This is a genomic window from Streptomyces mesophilus, assembly GCF_040300965.1.
In the GTDB taxonomy this organism is placed as follows: Bacteria; Actinomycetota; Actinomycetes; order Streptomycetales; family Streptomycetaceae; genus Streptomyces; species Streptomyces mesophilus_A.
Genome location: NZ_JBEPEW010000181.1, coordinates 1 through 14,440, shown reverse-complemented (window position 1 = coordinate 14,440; position 14,440 = coordinate 1). Strand labels below are relative to the sequence as shown.

General features: G+C 72.3%; 10 protein-coding genes. 2 read left to right on the top strand and 8 right to left on the bottom strand.

Annotation, left to right across the window (positions count from 1 at the left end):
- Window positions 1–572: 572 nt before the first annotated feature.
- From ABT367_RS36730 to ABT367_RS36720, 3 genes are all read right to left on the bottom strand, one after another.
- The gene (locus ABT367_RS36730) at window positions 573–1,925 is read right to left on the bottom strand and encodes an NAD(P)/FAD-dependent oxidoreductase (protein WP_352257689.1); all 1,353 of its coding nucleotides are present in this window, start codon (window positions 1,923–1,925) and stop codon (window positions 573–575) included.
- 361 nt (window positions 1,926–2,286) lie between these two features.
- Window positions 2,287–3,195 (bottom strand): TIGR01777 family oxidoreductase, encoded by a 909-nt coding sequence (locus ABT367_RS36725; protein WP_352257687.1) that lies wholly within the window; start codon window positions 3,193–3,195, stop codon window positions 2,287–2,289.
- 313 nt (window positions 3,196–3,508) lie between these two features.
- On the bottom strand, window positions 3,509–4,000 hold the full coding sequence (locus ABT367_RS36720) for a GNAT family N-acetyltransferase (protein WP_352257686.1): 492 nt from the start codon (window positions 3,998–4,000) through the stop codon (window positions 3,509–3,511).
- Between the two features lie 177 nt (window positions 4,001–4,177).
- On the opposite strand from ABT367_RS36720, the gene ABT367_RS36715 reads away from it, so the two are divergent.
- The gene (locus ABT367_RS36715) at window positions 4,178–5,275 is read left to right on the top strand and encodes a PP2C family protein-serine/threonine phosphatase (RefSeq protein WP_434975622.1); all 1,098 of its coding nucleotides are present in this window, start codon (window positions 4,178–4,180) and stop codon (window positions 5,273–5,275) included.
- Window positions 5,276–5,296: 21 nt separating this feature from the next.
- On the opposite strand, the gene ABT367_RS36710 is transcribed toward ABT367_RS36715, so the two are convergent.
- Complete coding sequence (locus ABT367_RS36710; RefSeq protein WP_352257691.1) at window positions 5,297–5,818, bottom strand: DUF4240 domain-containing protein; 522 nt, start codon at window positions 5,816–5,818, stop codon at window positions 5,297–5,299.
- A 130-nt stretch (window positions 5,819–5,948) separates the two neighbouring features.
- Between ABT367_RS36710 and ABT367_RS36705 the strand changes: the two genes are divergently transcribed.
- On the top strand, window positions 5,949–6,869 hold the full coding sequence (locus ABT367_RS36705; protein ID WP_352257683.1) for an SDR family oxidoreductase: 921 nt from the start codon (window positions 5,949–5,951) through the stop codon (window positions 6,867–6,869).
- 21 nt (window positions 6,870–6,890) lie between these two features.
- Here the strand turns inward: ABT367_RS36705 and ABT367_RS36700 are convergent, their stop codons facing one another.
- The 4 genes from ABT367_RS36700 to sucB form a co-directional block, all read right to left on the bottom strand.
- Complete coding sequence (locus tag ABT367_RS36700; protein ID WP_352257681.1) at window positions 6,891–7,871, bottom strand: helix-turn-helix transcriptional regulator; 981 nt, start codon at window positions 7,869–7,871, stop codon at window positions 6,891–6,893.
- Window positions 7,872–7,959: 88 nt separating this feature from the next.
- Window positions 7,960–10,644, bottom strand: coding sequence for a pyruvate dehydrogenase (acetyl-transferring), homodimeric type (gene aceE / locus ABT367_RS36695; RefSeq protein ID WP_352257680.1), 2,685 nt, complete (start codon window positions 10,642–10,644; stop codon window positions 7,960–7,962).
- 1,462 nt (window positions 10,645–12,106) lie between these two features.
- Complete coding sequence (locus tag ABT367_RS36690) at window positions 12,107–12,739, bottom strand: GntR family transcriptional regulator (protein ID WP_352257678.1); 633 nt, start codon at window positions 12,737–12,739, stop codon at window positions 12,107–12,109.
- Window positions 12,740–12,946: 207 nt separating this feature from the next.
- On the bottom strand, window positions 12,947–14,440 hold a 1,494-nt coding region (gene sucB, locus ABT367_RS36685; protein WP_352257676.1), incomplete at its 5' end, for a 2-oxoglutarate dehydrogenase, E2 component, dihydrolipoamide succinyltransferase.

The following is a 14,440-nucleotide window of genomic DNA, read 5'->3' as shown; positions in this document are numbered from 1 at the left end:
GGGGTTTCGTGGGGGGTTTCGTGTGGGGCTTTCGGCCGGTTGGTTTGCGCGTGCGGTTTCGTCGTGGGTGGGGGCGGGGGTGGGGTGCTTGCTCATTCGGGCAATGGCACCGTTCCCGCGAAGGGACGCCGCCAACGTCGGGAGTGCCCGAATGACAATGCACCCCACCCCGTCCCCTTCCGCCGTCACGCGACTGCCGGCCGGTGGGGGCTTCGCCCTGTACGTCGGCACCATCCGCTTCGTCCGCGCACCGGGGGTGCAGGGGGCGGAGCCCCCGCCAGGCCCCGGTCGGTCAACGAACCCGCCTACCCTTCCCCACCCCACCCCACCCCCTCCCGCCGCCGCACGACTGCGGCAATCACCCAGCCCGTCCGGCGTTTGAGGACATCCGAACGAAGTTCGGATCCGGGGTCTGGGGCGCAGCCCCAGTTTCGGGAAGGGGCGGGTAGGGGAAAAGATGCCCGCCGCAGGCGCCACCCACCCGCACCCGGCAGCGAGACCGCACCCGGCAACGAGACCGCACCCCCACCGACGCGGCGCCAACCGAACCGCACCCAACCGAACCGCACCCCTCAAGCCGCCACCAACGCACCCTCCTCCACACCCACCGCCTGGACCCCCAAATCCCGCAGCACCGCATGCGCCGCGCGGCGGCCCGAGAAGAGGGCGCCCTGGACCGTGCTCGTGTCGCGGTGGTCGCCGCAGGCGTACAGGCCGGACAGGAGGCGCACCGGGCGGCGTAGGTCGTGCGGGGCGGGCATGGTGGGGACCGCTTCGGGGTCGTGGTGGACGGCGAGCAGCTCCCAACCGGTGGTGGACGTGCCGTAGAGCCGGGCGAGGTGGGCGCGGACCTCGGTCTGCGGGGGCGGCGGACCGAGCACCACCGAGGTGATCAGCGGGCGGCCCGCGGGGGCGCGCGAGGGGTCGACCTCGCTGAGCACCGCGGTGTGCGCGACCGGCCCGGAGCGGTCGGCGTCCAGGATCAGGGCCGGCTCCGCGAGGGGGGCGTGCGGCGCCGTGTGGTGCAGGACCGTCACCGGGTGGAACTCCGGCATCCGCAGGCCGGGGAGCAGCTCGGCGGCCTGGCGCGCGCCGGTGGCCAGAACGACGCCGCGGCAGGTGAACTCACCGTGGCCGGCGGTGCGGACCGAGGTCGTCGATATGTCGACCGCCTTCACGCCTGTACGGACCGTGCCGGGCGGCAGCGCGGACGCGAGCAGGCGCGGCAGTGTCTGGGCGCCGCCGGCCGGGACGCAGAGGCGGCCGCGCGCGTAACCGCGCAGAGCCAGGTCGGCGCAGTGGCTCGACGTGGTGAGTTCGGGATCGCAGAGCAGTGCGGAGAGCAGGGGGCGCAGGAACGTTTCCACCGTGCGGTTCGGCAGACCACGGGACAACAGGGCGTCGAGCGCCGGGAGTTCGGGGCGGGCCAGCACACGGTCCACCGGGGTGGCGGCGTGGCGGGTGAACGCCGCGCCGAGCCGCGCCTGGTCGAGCGGACCGCCGAGCGGCGTCCGCGCCGCGCGGGAACGGACCCGGGGGGCGCTCGCCAGGGCGCGCGCCGCAGTGAGTGCGCCCCTCGCGCTCCGGCCGGTGGGCGGGCCGGTCCGCAGTGTGGTCCTCGGCTCCCAACTGCGTTGCAGACGGCCCTCGTTGTGCACGAGCACACCCGGGGAGAAGGGGCGCAGTTCGAGTGCGTCGAGGCCCGGTGTGCGGCGCAGTTCCGGATACGAGGTGGAGAGGAGCTGTCCGATCCGGTCGAGCCGGAAGCCGTCGACCTGCTCGGTCGCCATGCGTCCGCCGACGTCCGGGGCCGCTTCGAGTACGAGGGTGCTCACGCCTGCGCCGGTCAGCTGCAGGGCCGCCGAGAGGCCGGCTGCTCCGGCCCCCACGATGATGACGTCGGCATGGTGCGTGGGCTCCAGCACGTGTGCCTCCCGGAGTTGAGTGGCCGCGGGGACCTCATGCCCCCGACTCGGGGCGGGGATACCCGAGTTCGGCTCGAAGGGTAGGCGGGCTCGGCTTCGGGTTGTAGTCGCGCGCGGGCAGAGCGTGGTCGCATGGGGCCACGCAGCTGTGCGCCCTCGACGGCACGGAGTGCCTCGGACATGGCGCCACTTGTCGGCGCGACGCCCCCAGGCCCTGGTGCCACCTGTCGGCGCAACGCCCCCAGGTCCTGCGCCACCCGTCGGCGCGGCGCCCCAGGCTGTGTCGCCGCCCGTCGGCTCGCCGCCCCCAGGCCGCGACGCCCCCTGCCCGCAGGGCCTTCTGCCGCCGCGACGCCTCCCGCTAACGCAGCGCCGCCCCCACAGCCTCACCGATCGTCGGGAACGCAAACGTGAAACCCGAGTCCAACAGCCGGGCCGGCAGCACCCGTTGGCTGCACAGCACGTCGGAGGCCATCTCGCCCAGGACGATCCGCAGCGCCGGGGCCGGGGCCGTGAACAGGGTCGGTCGGTGCAGGGCGCGGCCCATCGCCGCGGTGACCTCGCGGTTGGTGACCGGTTCGGGGGCCGTCAGGTTCACCGGACCCGACAGTTCCTCCGTGTCGATCAGATGGCGCAGCGCGGCGACCTCGTCGTGCAGGGCGATGAAGCTCCAGTACTGGCGTCCGTCGCCCAGACGCCCGCCGAGCCCGGCCTTGAACAGCGGGAACATCCGGCCCCACGCCCCGCCCTTGCGCGCCACCACCAGGCCGCTGCGCGCGAAGACCGTACGGATCCCGGCCTCCACCGCCGCCCCCGCGGCCTCCTCCCAGGCCACGCACATGGACGGCAGGAAACCCTCGCCCGCGGGCGCGTTCTCGTCGACGGCATGCTGACCCGTATCGCCGTAATAGCCGATGGCGCTGCCGTTCACGAAGACCCGCGGCGGTTCGTCGAGCGCCGCGATCGCCTCCGCGAGGGCGGCGGTGCCCAGGACGCGGCTGTCGCGGAGCTCCTTCTTGTACGCGGCGGTCCAGCGGCGGTCGCCGACGCCCGCACCGGCCAGATTGACCACGGCACTGCAACCGGCCAGGCCCGCCGCATGCACGTACTGGCGCTTGGGGTCCCATTCGGCCTCGTTCGCGGTACGGGCCGGTCTGCGGACCAGACGTACCACCTCATGGCCGTCGGCCTCGAGCGAGCGGGTCAGGGCCGTGCCGATGAGGCCGGAGGCGCCGGCCACGGCGATACGGAGCTGCAACGGCTGGGTCATGCGCCCATCCTGCCCACTGGACGCCCGTCAGGCCACGCCCCACACCCGCCCCGGATCCGTTCGGGCCGCATCCCATACCCGCCGCGTACGCGGTCGAGCCGAACCCACACCCGCCCCGGATCCGTTCGGACCGCATCAGATACTCGCCCCGTACGCGGTCGAGCCGAACCCACACCCGCCCCGGATCGGTCCGGGCCGCACCCATACCCGCCGCGTACGCGGTCAGGCCACGCACCCCCGCCCGCACGCGGCCAGGCCACGCGCCCCCGGACCGGCCAGCCTCCACCCCGCCCCCACCCCGGACGGACCCACGTCACCCCCCGAGCGCCCGCCCCATCAGCACATCGTCGACATACTCGCCGTCGAGCAGGAACTCCCCGGGCAGTACGCCCTCGACCTGGAAGCCCTCGGACTCGTACAGACGGCGGGCCGGAGCGTTGTGTCCGAGGACCCGCAGCGTGATCCGCCGGGCGCCGCGCTCGGCGGCCCAGGCGCACGCGGACCGGATGAGCGCGCGGGCCACGCCCTTGCCGCGGGCGCGGCCGGCGACCGCGATTCCCTGGATCTGGCGCACATGGAGGCTCGCGGGCAGCGGTGTGGGCGGCACCACCCGTATGTATCCGGCCACCTCGCCGTCCACCTCCGCGACCAGGTACTGCTCCGGCTCATGCCGTGCGTCGAAGAAGGGGGCGTCCGGCTCCGGCCGCGGCTGCACCGCATGCAGCGGCGACCAGGTGTCGTGGTCGATCCGGGCTAGCGCGCCCTCGTCGGTGCGGCGGGCGGAGCGTATGAGGGGCGAGGACATCGGGCCACTGTACGGCGGGCCACCCGGCGTCCGGCAGGGCCCCGGGTGCGGCTGACCGCCGCGCGGGTAAGGCTGACAGATGTGATCCGCCGCGCAGCAGCCACCGACTCCGGGACCGCTTCGCGCCCGGGCCGGCGGCGCGGGCTCGCCGAACTCCTGCTGCCGGCGCCCGAGGACCTGGACGGGACCTTCGGTCTCGACGGCGCGCGCCCGAAGCCCGCCCGCTGGCTGCGGCTGCTGCCCCTGGCCCTGATCGTCGCCCTCGTGGTCCTGCAGGAGACCACCCCGAGCAACTTCGAACTGGGCTTCCTGCTCGCCGCCACGCCTCCGCTCGCCGCTCTCGCCTACGGCCCCGCCGCGACCGCGCTGTTCGGCCTGATGGTGGTCGTGCTGCTCATGGTGCCGGGCCTGCGCTGGGAGCACCCCGGCAACGGGGACGCGCTCACCGTCACCTTCGTCGCGCTGCTCAGCGTGATCATCGCGTGGGTGCGCAGCCGGCGCGACGCCCAGCTCGTGACGGTGCGTACGGTGGCGGAGGCCGCGCAGCTGGCGGTGCTGCCGCCGCTCGCGCCCCAGGTGGGTCCGGTGCGGTGCGCGGCGCTCTACCGGGCGGCGCAGCGCGGGGCACTCATCGGCGGCGATCTCTACGACGTACGCCAAGGCCCTCATGGCGTACGGGCGTTGGTGGCCGATGTGCAGGGGCACGGGCTCGCGGCCGTGGGGACGGTCGCGGCGCTGCTCGGGGCGTTCCGCGAGGCGGTGCTCGACGAACCGGGCCTTGCCGGGGTGGCCGCACGGCTCGACCGACGGCTCGTGGTGGATTCCGCGGACGCCGGGGACGCGGCGCACTGCGAACTGTTTGCGACCGCGATGCTCCTTGAGTTCCCGCCGACGGGATCCTCGGTGCGGATCCTGTCCTGCGGACATCCGGCGCCCCTGCTGCTCCGCGGCGGCTCGGTGAAGGAACTGCCCGTACTGCCCGGGGCGCCGCTGGGGCTCGATCTGGCCGCCTACTCGGCGCCGCCCGTGCTGAGCCTCACGCTTCTGCCGGGCGACCGGTTGCTGGTGCACACGGACGGTGTGACGGAGGCGCGGAACGCGGCCGGGGCGTACTACCCCCTGGTCTCACGGCTCCCCGAGCTGCCCGAGGCATCGGGGGAGGACCAGGCGGCGCTGGCGGAGGCGGTGTGGCGGGACGTGTGCGGCTTCGCGGAAGCGATCCGGGACGATGTGGCGCTGCTGGTGCTGGCGCGGAGACGTCCACCGCAGGAGTAGGTTGCGGCCGTCGACCGGCCCTCACTCCTCCGCGAACCGCTCCCACAGCCGCGGGAAGTAGCGCGCCAGAGCCGCGTCGTCCTCGAAGTCGATCGGCGTCCCCTCCGGCTCCGCGGGCGCCGCCGGGATGCCGAGGTCCGGCGCGACCACACCGGTCAGCTGCTCGTACGCCTCGTCCGCCGCGTACCCCAGCTCCTCGCCGTCGCCGTCGATCTCCTCGTCGAACGCGTCGAGCAGCTCCGCCAGCGAGTCCGGATCGTGCAGCGCGCCCTCGAACACCTCACGCCCCTGCCCGATCAGCCAGCACCGGAAGTAGTCGAAGGCGTCGTCGCTGGCCCCGTCGAGCAGCACACTGGCCGCGCCCCACAGATCCCAGCGGTACGCCCGGTTGTAGCGCGCCTCGAAGTGGCGGGCGAAGTCGAGCACGGAGTCCGGATCGAGCTGAAGGAGCCGCTCCACGAGCAGCTCTGCGTGGTCCTCGGGGTCGCCCTCGGCGGCCTCGCGGGTGGTGTCGATCAGCTCCCAGAACTCCGTCTCGTCCATCACGGGTCAAGCATCGGCCCTGCCGCCACGGGACGCACGCGGAGTGCTGGTCTTGTTATCCGGCACACGTCGGCGCAAGTGCCGGGAAAGTCGGACAGAAGGTGTCCGGATTGGCTGTCAGGCTCGGCGTATGCAGACAACGGAGCAGGAGCTGACCGGAAAGATCGCCCTCGTCGCGGGAGCCACCCGGGGCGCGGGCCGGGCGATCGCCGTGGAGCTGGGGCGGGCCGGAGCGACCGTGTACGTCACCGGACGCACCACCCGTACGCAGGTGAGCGAGGTCGGACGGGCCGGCGAGACCATCGAGCAGACCGCCGAACTCGTCACCGAGGCGGGCGGCGAGGGCGTCGCCGTGCCGACCGACCATCTCCAGGCCGACCAGGTCCGTGCCCTCGTCGAGCGGATCGACCGCGAGCAGGGCCGGCTCGACATCCTCGTGAACGACGTCTGGGGCGGCAACAACCTGCTCGACTTCGATACGAGGATGTGGGACGTCGACCTCGACCGCGGACTCAGGATGATCGATCTCGGGGTGCGCACCCACATCATCACGGCGAGCATCGCGCTGCCGCTGCTCATCAAGAGCCCGGGCGGTCTGGTCATCGAGGTCACCGACGGGACCGCCGAGTCGAACCGGGGCTTCCGCGAGAACTTCTACTACGACCTCGCCAAGAACGGCCCGATCCGCATGGCGTACATCCTCGGTGAGGAGCTGAAGCGGGTCGGCTGCGGCGCGGTCGCGGTCACCCCGGGATTCCTGCGCTCCGAGGAGATGCTCGACGGCTTCAAGCTCACCGAGGAGACCTGGCAGGACGGCATCGCGAACCAGCACCTCTGGGCGCTGTCCGAGTCGCCCACGTATCTCGGCCGTGGCATCGCCGCTCTGACGGCGGACCCGGAGCGTGCGCGCTGGAACGGCAAGTCGCTGTCCAGCGGCGAGCTGGCCCGCGAGTACGGCGTCACGGACACGGACGGCAGCCGGCCCGACGTTTGGGGGTTCATGGCGGCCGAACAGCGAGGTGAGGCACCGCGCGAGGAGGACTATCGCTGATCCCGTACAGAGGAGCGGCCATCACTCACCGCTCCCCCCGTACAGCCGCACCATCTCCCGCGCCCCCGCAATGAACCGCTCCCGCAGCTCGGCCGGCGCCAGGATCTCCACCTCCGGCCCCAGGACGACGAGTTGGGTGTACGCGACCTCGGCCGACTCGACCGCGAGGGTCACCGTCACCCGTCCCGAGCCGTCCGGCTCACCGGCGGCCGCCAGTGCTTCGGCGGCCGCCTGCTTGTCGGTCACGTGCGGCAGCCGCCGGGCGCCGGACTCGGAGAGGCGCAGACGGACCTCGGCCCGCAGGATCGAGCGGGCGAACTGCACCGCCCGTTCCTCCCAGAATCCCGGCAGATCGAACTCCTCGTCCCGTTCGAAGTGCTCATCGACGACGGAGACTTCGGTGAAGCGGTCGATCCGGTAGACCCGGAAGCCGGAGCCGGGCACGCGGGCGCACAGGTACCAGACGCCTGCCTTCAGGACGAGGCCGTACGGCTCCAACTCCCGTTCCACCTCGGTGTCCTGGCGTCCGTAGCGGGCCTTGAGCGGCCGGTCGCCCCAGACCGCGTCGGCGATCACCGGCAGCAGCTCGGGTGTCTGCGGCTCGTGGTACCAGCCGGGGGCGTCCAGATGGAAACGTTGCGCCGCGCTCTGCGAGGCGTCCCTGAGCGAGGGCAGCAGCGCCGCCGACACCTTGAGCCGGGCGGCCGACGCGGTGTCCTCCAGACCCATCTCCCGCAGCGCCCCCGGCACTCCGGACAGGAACAGCGCCTCGGCCTCGGAGCGCGCCAGGCCCGTCAGCCGCGTCCGGTAACCACCGATCAGCCGGTAGCCGCCGAGCCGGCCCCGGTCCGAGTACACGGGGATCCCCGCCTCGGCGAGCGCCTGCGCGTCCCGGGTCACCGTCCGCTCGGACACCTCCAGCTCACGCGCGAGCTCGGCGGCGGTCATGGACGGGCGGGACTGGAGCAGAAGCACCATCTTGATCAGGCGGGCGGCACGCATGGGGTGCATTGTGCCGGGTCCGCCCGCATGACAGCGGTCCCCCGCCGCAACGAGGCGACGGGGGACCGCTGTTGACCGCGGGCAGGGCTCAGAGGCCGTAACGCTCCCGCGCTTCCTTGACCGCCGAGGCCGGCACCTCGCCGCGGCGGGCGAGCTGGGCCAGGGAGGCGACCACGATGGACTCGGCGTCGATGCCGAAGTGGCGGCGGGCCGCGTCGCGGGTGTCCGAGAGGCCGAAGCCGTCGGCGCCGAGCGAGGTGTAGTCCTGCTCGACCCACTGGGCGATCTGGTCCGGGACCTGGCGCATGTAGTCGCTGACCGCGAGCACCGGGGTGCTGATGCCGTCGAGCGCCTTGCGCACGTACGGGGTGCGCTCCTCGCCGCGCAGGATGGCCGCGTCGGCCTCCAGGGCGTCACGGCGCAGCTCGGTCCACGAGGTGGCGGACCATACGTCGGCCGATACGCCCCACTCCTCGGCGAGCATCTTCTGGGCCTTGAGGGTCCAGTGGATGGCCGTACCGGCGCCGAGCAGCTGGATGCCCGGGGCGTTCGCGGGGACCGACAGACCGGCCGACTCCGAGGTGTTGAAGCGGTACAGACCGCGCACGATGCCCTCGTCGACGCCCGAGGGCTTCGCGGGCTGCGGCATCGGCTCGTTGTAGACGGTCAGGTAGTAGAAGACGTCCTCCGGCTGCTCGCCGTACATCCTCTTCAGACCGTCCTTGACGATCGCCGAGACCTCGTACGCGAACGCCGGGTCGTAGGTGAGCGCCGCCGGGTTGGTGGCCGCGATCATCGGCGAGTGGCCGTCGGCGTGCTGCAGGCCCTCACCGGTCAGGGTGGTGCGGCCGGCCGTCGCGCCGATCAGGAAGCCCTTGCCGAGCTGGTCGGCGAGCTGCCACATCTGGTCGGCCGTGCGCTGCCAGCCGAACATCGAGTAGAAGATGTAGAACGGGATCATCGTCTCGCCGTGCGTGGAGTACGCGGTGGACGCGGCGATGAAGTCGGCCATCGAACCGGCCTCGGTGATCCCCTCGTTGAGGATCTGGCCGTCCTTGGCCTCGCGGTAGTACATCAGCTGGTCGCGGTCGACCGGCTCGTACGTCTGGCCCTTGGGCGAGTAGATGCCGAGCGAGGGGAAGAGCGACTCCATACCGAAGGTACGGGCCTCGTCCGGGACGATCGGCACCCAGCGCTTGCCGGTGTTCTTGTCCCGCATCAGGTCCTTGACCAGGCGCACGAACGCCATGGTCGTCGCGACCGACTGCGAGCCCGAACCCTTGTCGAAGGACGTGAACGCCTTCTCCGCCTGCTCGGGCAGCGGACCGACCGCATGCATACGACGGGTCGGGGCCGGACCGCCGAGCGCGGCGCGACGCTCCTGGAGGTAGCGGACCTCGGGGGAGTCGGCGCCCGGGTGGCCGTAGGGCACCTGGCCGTCCACGAACTGCGCGTCACTGATCGGCAGCTCAAGAAGGTCACGCATGTTCTTGAACTCGTCGTTCGTGAGCTTCTTCATCTGGTGGTTCGCGTTCTTGGACGCGAAGCCCTCACCGAGGGTGAAGCCCTTGACGGTCTGCGCCAGGATCACGGTCGGCGCGCCCTTGTGGGCGAGCGCGGCCTTGTACGCGGCGTAGACCTTGCGCGGCTCGTGGCCACCGCGCGACAGGTGGAAGCACTCGAGGATCTTGTCGTCGGAGAGCAGCTTCGCCATCTCGACGAGCGCCGGGTCCTTGCCGAAGAAGTCCTCGCGGATGTACGCGGCGTCGCGGGTCTGGTACGTCTGCACCTGCGCGTCCGGCACCTCGCGGATGCGGCGGACCAGGGCGCCGGTGGTGTCGAGCTTGAACAGCTCGTCCCAGGCGTTGCCCCACAGGGACTTCACGACGTTCCAGCCGGCGCCGCGGAACTGGGCCTCCAGCTCCTGCACGATCTTGAAGTTGGCACGCACCGGGCCGTCGAGGCGCTGCAGGTTGCAGTTGATGACGAAGGTCAGGTTGTCCAGACCCTCGCGGCTCGCCAGTGCGAGTGCCGCCGTCGACTCGGGCTCGTCCATCTCGCCGTCACCGAGGAACGCCCACACGTGGGACTGCGAGACGTCCTTGATGCCGCGGTTGGTCAGGTAGCGGTTGAAGCGCGCCTGGTAGATCGCGGAGAGCGGGCCGAGACCCATGGAGACCGTCGGGAACTCCCACAGCCACGGCAGACGCCGCGGGTGCGGGTACGAGGGGAGGCCCTTGCCGCCGGCCTCCTGGCGGAAGTGGTCGAGGTGCGACTCGCTGAGCCGTCCGTCGAGGAACGCGCGGGCGTAGATGCCGGGCGACGCGTGGCCCTGGACGTAGATCTGGTCGCCGGAGCCGTCCTGCTCCTTGCCGCGGAAGAAGTGGTTGAAGCCGGTCTCGTACAGCCAGGCCGCGGACGCGAAGGTCGCGATGTGGCCGCCGACGCCGTACTTGCTTCCCCGGGTCACCATCGCGGCCGCGTTCCAGCGGTTCCACGCGGTGATCTTGCGCTCCATCTCCTCGTCGCCCTCGATGGCGGGCTCGGCGGAGGTGGGGATGGTGTTGACGTAGTCCGTCTCCAGCAGACGGGGGAGGGCGAGGCCCGCCTCCTCGGCGTGCTGGAGGGTGCGGCGCATCAGGTACTCGGCGCGGTGCGCACCGGCGTGCTCGCTCACCGCGTCCAGGGAGGCCGCCCACTCGGCGGTCTCCTCCGGGTCGCGGTCCGGCAGCTGGTCGAGCTGGCTCGGGAGCTTGCCTACGGGGTCGGTCATGTTCGCCGCCTTCCGGACAGGATCTCCTCCTGTCCGCATCGGCCGGTGGTCGGTCGCGCGTCAGGAGAGACGGGGTGTTGATGGGCCCTGACTGGCAGGACAGGGCGGGGACTGTGTGCAGTCCGCCGTCGAGAGTAAGCCGCTGATCGATGATCGATCAAAGCGTTGAAGGCAAAAACTTCTCGATAACGAGAAGTCGGCACGGGGTGTCAGCTTGACGGGCACAGGGTGCCGGGCATAACGGGCATACGGGGCGCTAGTTTGCGTGTGCGGGGGCGCAGTTGAGCGTTGCGTGGTGAGGCTCAGGTGCAGGTGGGCCGGGCTTTCGCCGAGCGCGGCGGGCTGGCGACGCGGTTCAGGTCACGCTTGCGGCGGGCGGGTTGGTTTTCCCTTCCCGCCCCCTGGCGCCTCAAGGGCGCTCCCAAGCGCTGGACGGGCCTCGTCGGTACGAGGGGCGGGGGTGAGTCCGCGTCGGGGGCCGGATGCCCTTGAGTAACCGGGGGCTGGGCGAGTCCCCCTCCGGGGGATCGCTCCTGAGTAACCACCCGGGGGTGCAGGGGTGAGCCCCCTTGGGGGCGGATGCCCTTGAGTAACCCGGGGGGCGAGTCCCCCTCCGGGGGCGGATCGTTCTTGAGCAACCACCTGGGGTGCAGGGGTGAGTCCCCCTTGGGGGCGGATGCCCTTGAGTAACCCGGGGGGTGCTGGGCGAGTCCCCCTCCGGGGGCGGATCGTTCTTGAGTAACCACCTGGGGTGCAGGGGGCGGAGCCCCCGCGCTGGGGCGAACGGAGCGCTGAATCCGGACGCCTCCCGCGCCCCACTCACTCCTGTTGCACTCGCCCGCGCCCCACTCGCCTGCGCTGCGCTCGCCCGCGTTGCGCTCGCCTGCGCTGCACTCACCCGTGCTGCACTCGCTTGCTCTGACCTTGCCTGCGCTGCACTCGCCGGTGCTGCGCTCGCCCGCGTTGCGCTCGCCTGCGCTGCACTCACCCGTGCTGCACTCGCCTGCTCTGACCTTGCCGGCGCTGCACTCGCCCGTGCTGCACTCACCCGCGCTGCCCCCGCCCCTCCTTCCCCGTCCCCGACGAAGGGGGCTCCGGGGGGCGTGCTCCCCGGTTTCGGGAAGGGGCGGGGTGGGGGAGAAGCCCGCCGCAGGCGCCACCGACCCGCACCCGTCCGCGGGCCGAGGCCCGCAACCCGCCCTCCGCGGGCGGCCCCGCAGAGGGCCAACCCCGACGCCTGAGCCGGAGTGCGGCCCGGCCGAGGGGAGGCCCGAGCCGAAGCACAGCCCCGCAGAGGGCCTGCTCACAGGACTGAGCCGGAGCGCGGCCCCGCAAGGGGACCACTCGGCAGCCCGAGCCGGAGCGCGGCCCTGCAGAGGGCCCACTCGGAAGCCCGAGCCGGAGCACGGCCCCGCAGAGGGCCCACTCGGCAGCCCGAGCCGGAGCGCAGCCCCAGGGGCCCCTACTCTGACGCCGGAGCCGGAGCGCAGCCCAGCACGTGCTGCTTGACCAGGAGCCCGATGTCCGGATCCCGGTTCTGGAAGGCCTCCACCAGAGCCTGGTGCTCCTCCGCGTACGACTGCTGGACGGTCCCGAGCCACCGGATCGACAGCGCCGTGAAGACCTCGATCCCGAGGCCCTCCCAGGTGTGCAGCAGCACCGAGTTGCCCGCCGCACGCACCATCTCCCGGTGGAAGGCGACCGTGTGCCGGACCTGGCCCGTGCCGTCCGCCTCGCGGTCGGCCACGTACAGCGCCTCGACATGGGGCGAGAGCGCCGAGCAGTCGGCGGCCAGCTTCTCCGCCGCCAGCTCCGCCGCGATCTGTTCCAGACCCGCTCGTACGGGATAGGACTCCTCCAGATCGGCCGCGGACAGATTCCGCACCCGCACGCCCTTGTTGGGCGCCGACTCGATCAGGCGCAGGGACTCCAGCTCGCGCAGCGCCTCGCGTACGGGCGTCTGGCTGACCTCGAGCTCGACGGCGATGCGGCGCTCCACGATCCGCTCGCCGGGCTGCCAGCGACCGCTCACGATGCCCTCCACGATGTGCTCGCGGATCTGCTCGCGCAGCGATTGGACGACAGGCGCGGTCATGCGGTGGCTCCTTCTGCGAGGGCGCGAACCCTGCGTGCGCGGGCTCGACCCCCAAACAATACGGCTGTGCCCCCGCCCGGAAACCTCCGGACGGGGGCACAGATGGCACTGAGTGACGAGCCTTACACGGCCGGCACCCGATATGAGCCGATCAGCGACCGATCGGGGACCGGTCAGCGACCGATCGAGGACCGGTCACGAGCCGGGTCACAGACCCAGCTCGACCTCGAACTCGCCGGCCTCGAGGATCTGCTTGACCGTGGTCAGGTAGCGGGCGGCGTCCGCGCCGTCCACCAGACGGTGGTCGTACGACAGGGTCAGGTAGACCATGTCGCGGATCGCGATCGTCTCGCCGAGGTCCGGGTGGTTGATGACCACCGGGCGCTTGACGGTGGCGCCGATGCCGAGGATGCCGACCTGGTTCGGGGGCACGATGATCGTGTCGAACAGGGCGCCGCGCGAACCGGTGTTGGAGATGGTGAAGGTCGCACCGGACAGCTCGTCCGGGGTGATCTTCGACGCGCGGACCTTGCTGGCGAGCTCGGCCGTGGCCTTGGAGATGCCGGCCAGGTTGAGGTCGCCCGCACCCTTGATGACCGGGGTCATCAGGCCCTTCTCGGAGTCCACGGCGATGCCGATGTTCTCCGAGTCGTGGTACGTGATCGTGCCCTCGTCCTCGTTGATCCGGGCGTTGACGACCGCGTGGACCTTCAGCGCCTGGGCCGCGGCCTTGACGAAGAACGGCATCGGGGACAGCTTGACGCCCTCACGGGCGGCGAAGGAGTCCTTGGCCTTGGCGCGCAGCTTCATGATCTTGGTGACATCCACCTCGATCATGGAGGACAGCTGAGCCTGTCCGTGCAGCGCCTTCATCATGTTGTCGCCGATGACCTTGCGCATGCGGGTCATCTTGACGGTCTGACCGCGCAGCTCGGACGCCTCGACGGCCGGGGCCTTCGAAGCGGCAGCCGGAGCGGCGGCGGCAGCGGCCGGAGCCGGAGCCGCGGCCTTCGCGGCCTCGGCGGCGGCGATGACGTCCTGCTTGCGGATACGGCCGCCGACGCCGGTGCCCTTGACGGAGCCGAGGTCGACACCGTTCTCGGAGGCGAGCTTGCGCACCAGCGGGGTGACGTACGCACCGTCGTCCGCGGGCTGAGCGGCGGCGGGCGCGGCCGGGGCGGCCGGCTGAGCCGGGGCGGCGGGCGCCGGAGCGGCCGGAGCCGGGGCGGCGGCCTGCGGGGCCGGGGCGGCGGGCGCCGGAGCCGGAGTGCGCGCCGGGGCCGGAGCGGCCGGAGCAGCCGGAGCGGCGGCCGGGGCGGCGGGCGCGGCCGGAGCGGCAGCGGCCGGGGCGGCACCCGGTGCACCGATGACGGCGAGCTTGGCGCCGACCTCGGCGGTCTCGTCCTCACCGACCGTGATCTCGAGCAGCACACCGGCGACCGGCGACGGGATCTCGGTGTCGACCTTGTCCGTGGAGACCTCGAGCAGCGGCTCGTCGGCCTCGACGGACTCGCCGACCTCCTTGAGCCAGCGGGTCACGGTGCCCTCGGTGACCGACTCGCCCAGGGCGGGCAGGGTCACGTCGGTGCCCGTGGCGCCGCCACCCGAAGCGGCGGGCGCGGCGGCCGGAGCCGGCTCGGCGGGGGCCTCGGCCTGCGGGGCCGGAGCCTCCTGGGCCGGGGCGGGAGCAGCGGGGGCCTC

Coding starts and splice junctions, on each gene's coding strand:
- aceE (WP_352257680.1), bottom strand. CDS start 10,644: ATGACCGACCCCGTAGGCAAGCTCCCGAGCCAGCTCGACCAGCTGCCG.
- ABT367_RS36725 (WP_352257687.1), bottom strand. CDS start 3,195: ATGACCCAGCCGTTGCAGCTCCGTATCGCCGTGGCCGGCGCCTCCGGC.
- ABT367_RS36700 (WP_352257681.1), bottom strand. CDS start 7,871: ATGCGTGCCGCCCGCCTGATCAAGATGGTGCTTCTGCTCCAGTCCCGC.
- ABT367_RS36705 (WP_352257683.1), top strand. CDS start 5,949: ATGCAGACAACGGAGCAGGAGCTGACCGGAAAGATCGCCCTCGTCGCG.
- ABT367_RS36690 (WP_352257678.1), bottom strand. CDS start 12,739: ATGACCGCGCCTGTCGTCCAATCGCTGCGCGAGCAGATCCGCGAGCAC.
- ABT367_RS36720 (WP_352257686.1), bottom strand. CDS start 4,000: ATGTCCTCGCCCCTCATACGCTCCGCCCGCCGCACCGACGAGGGCGCG.
- ABT367_RS36710 (WP_352257691.1), bottom strand. CDS start 5,818: ATGGACGAGACGGAGTTCTGGGAGCTGATCGACACCACCCGCGAGGCC.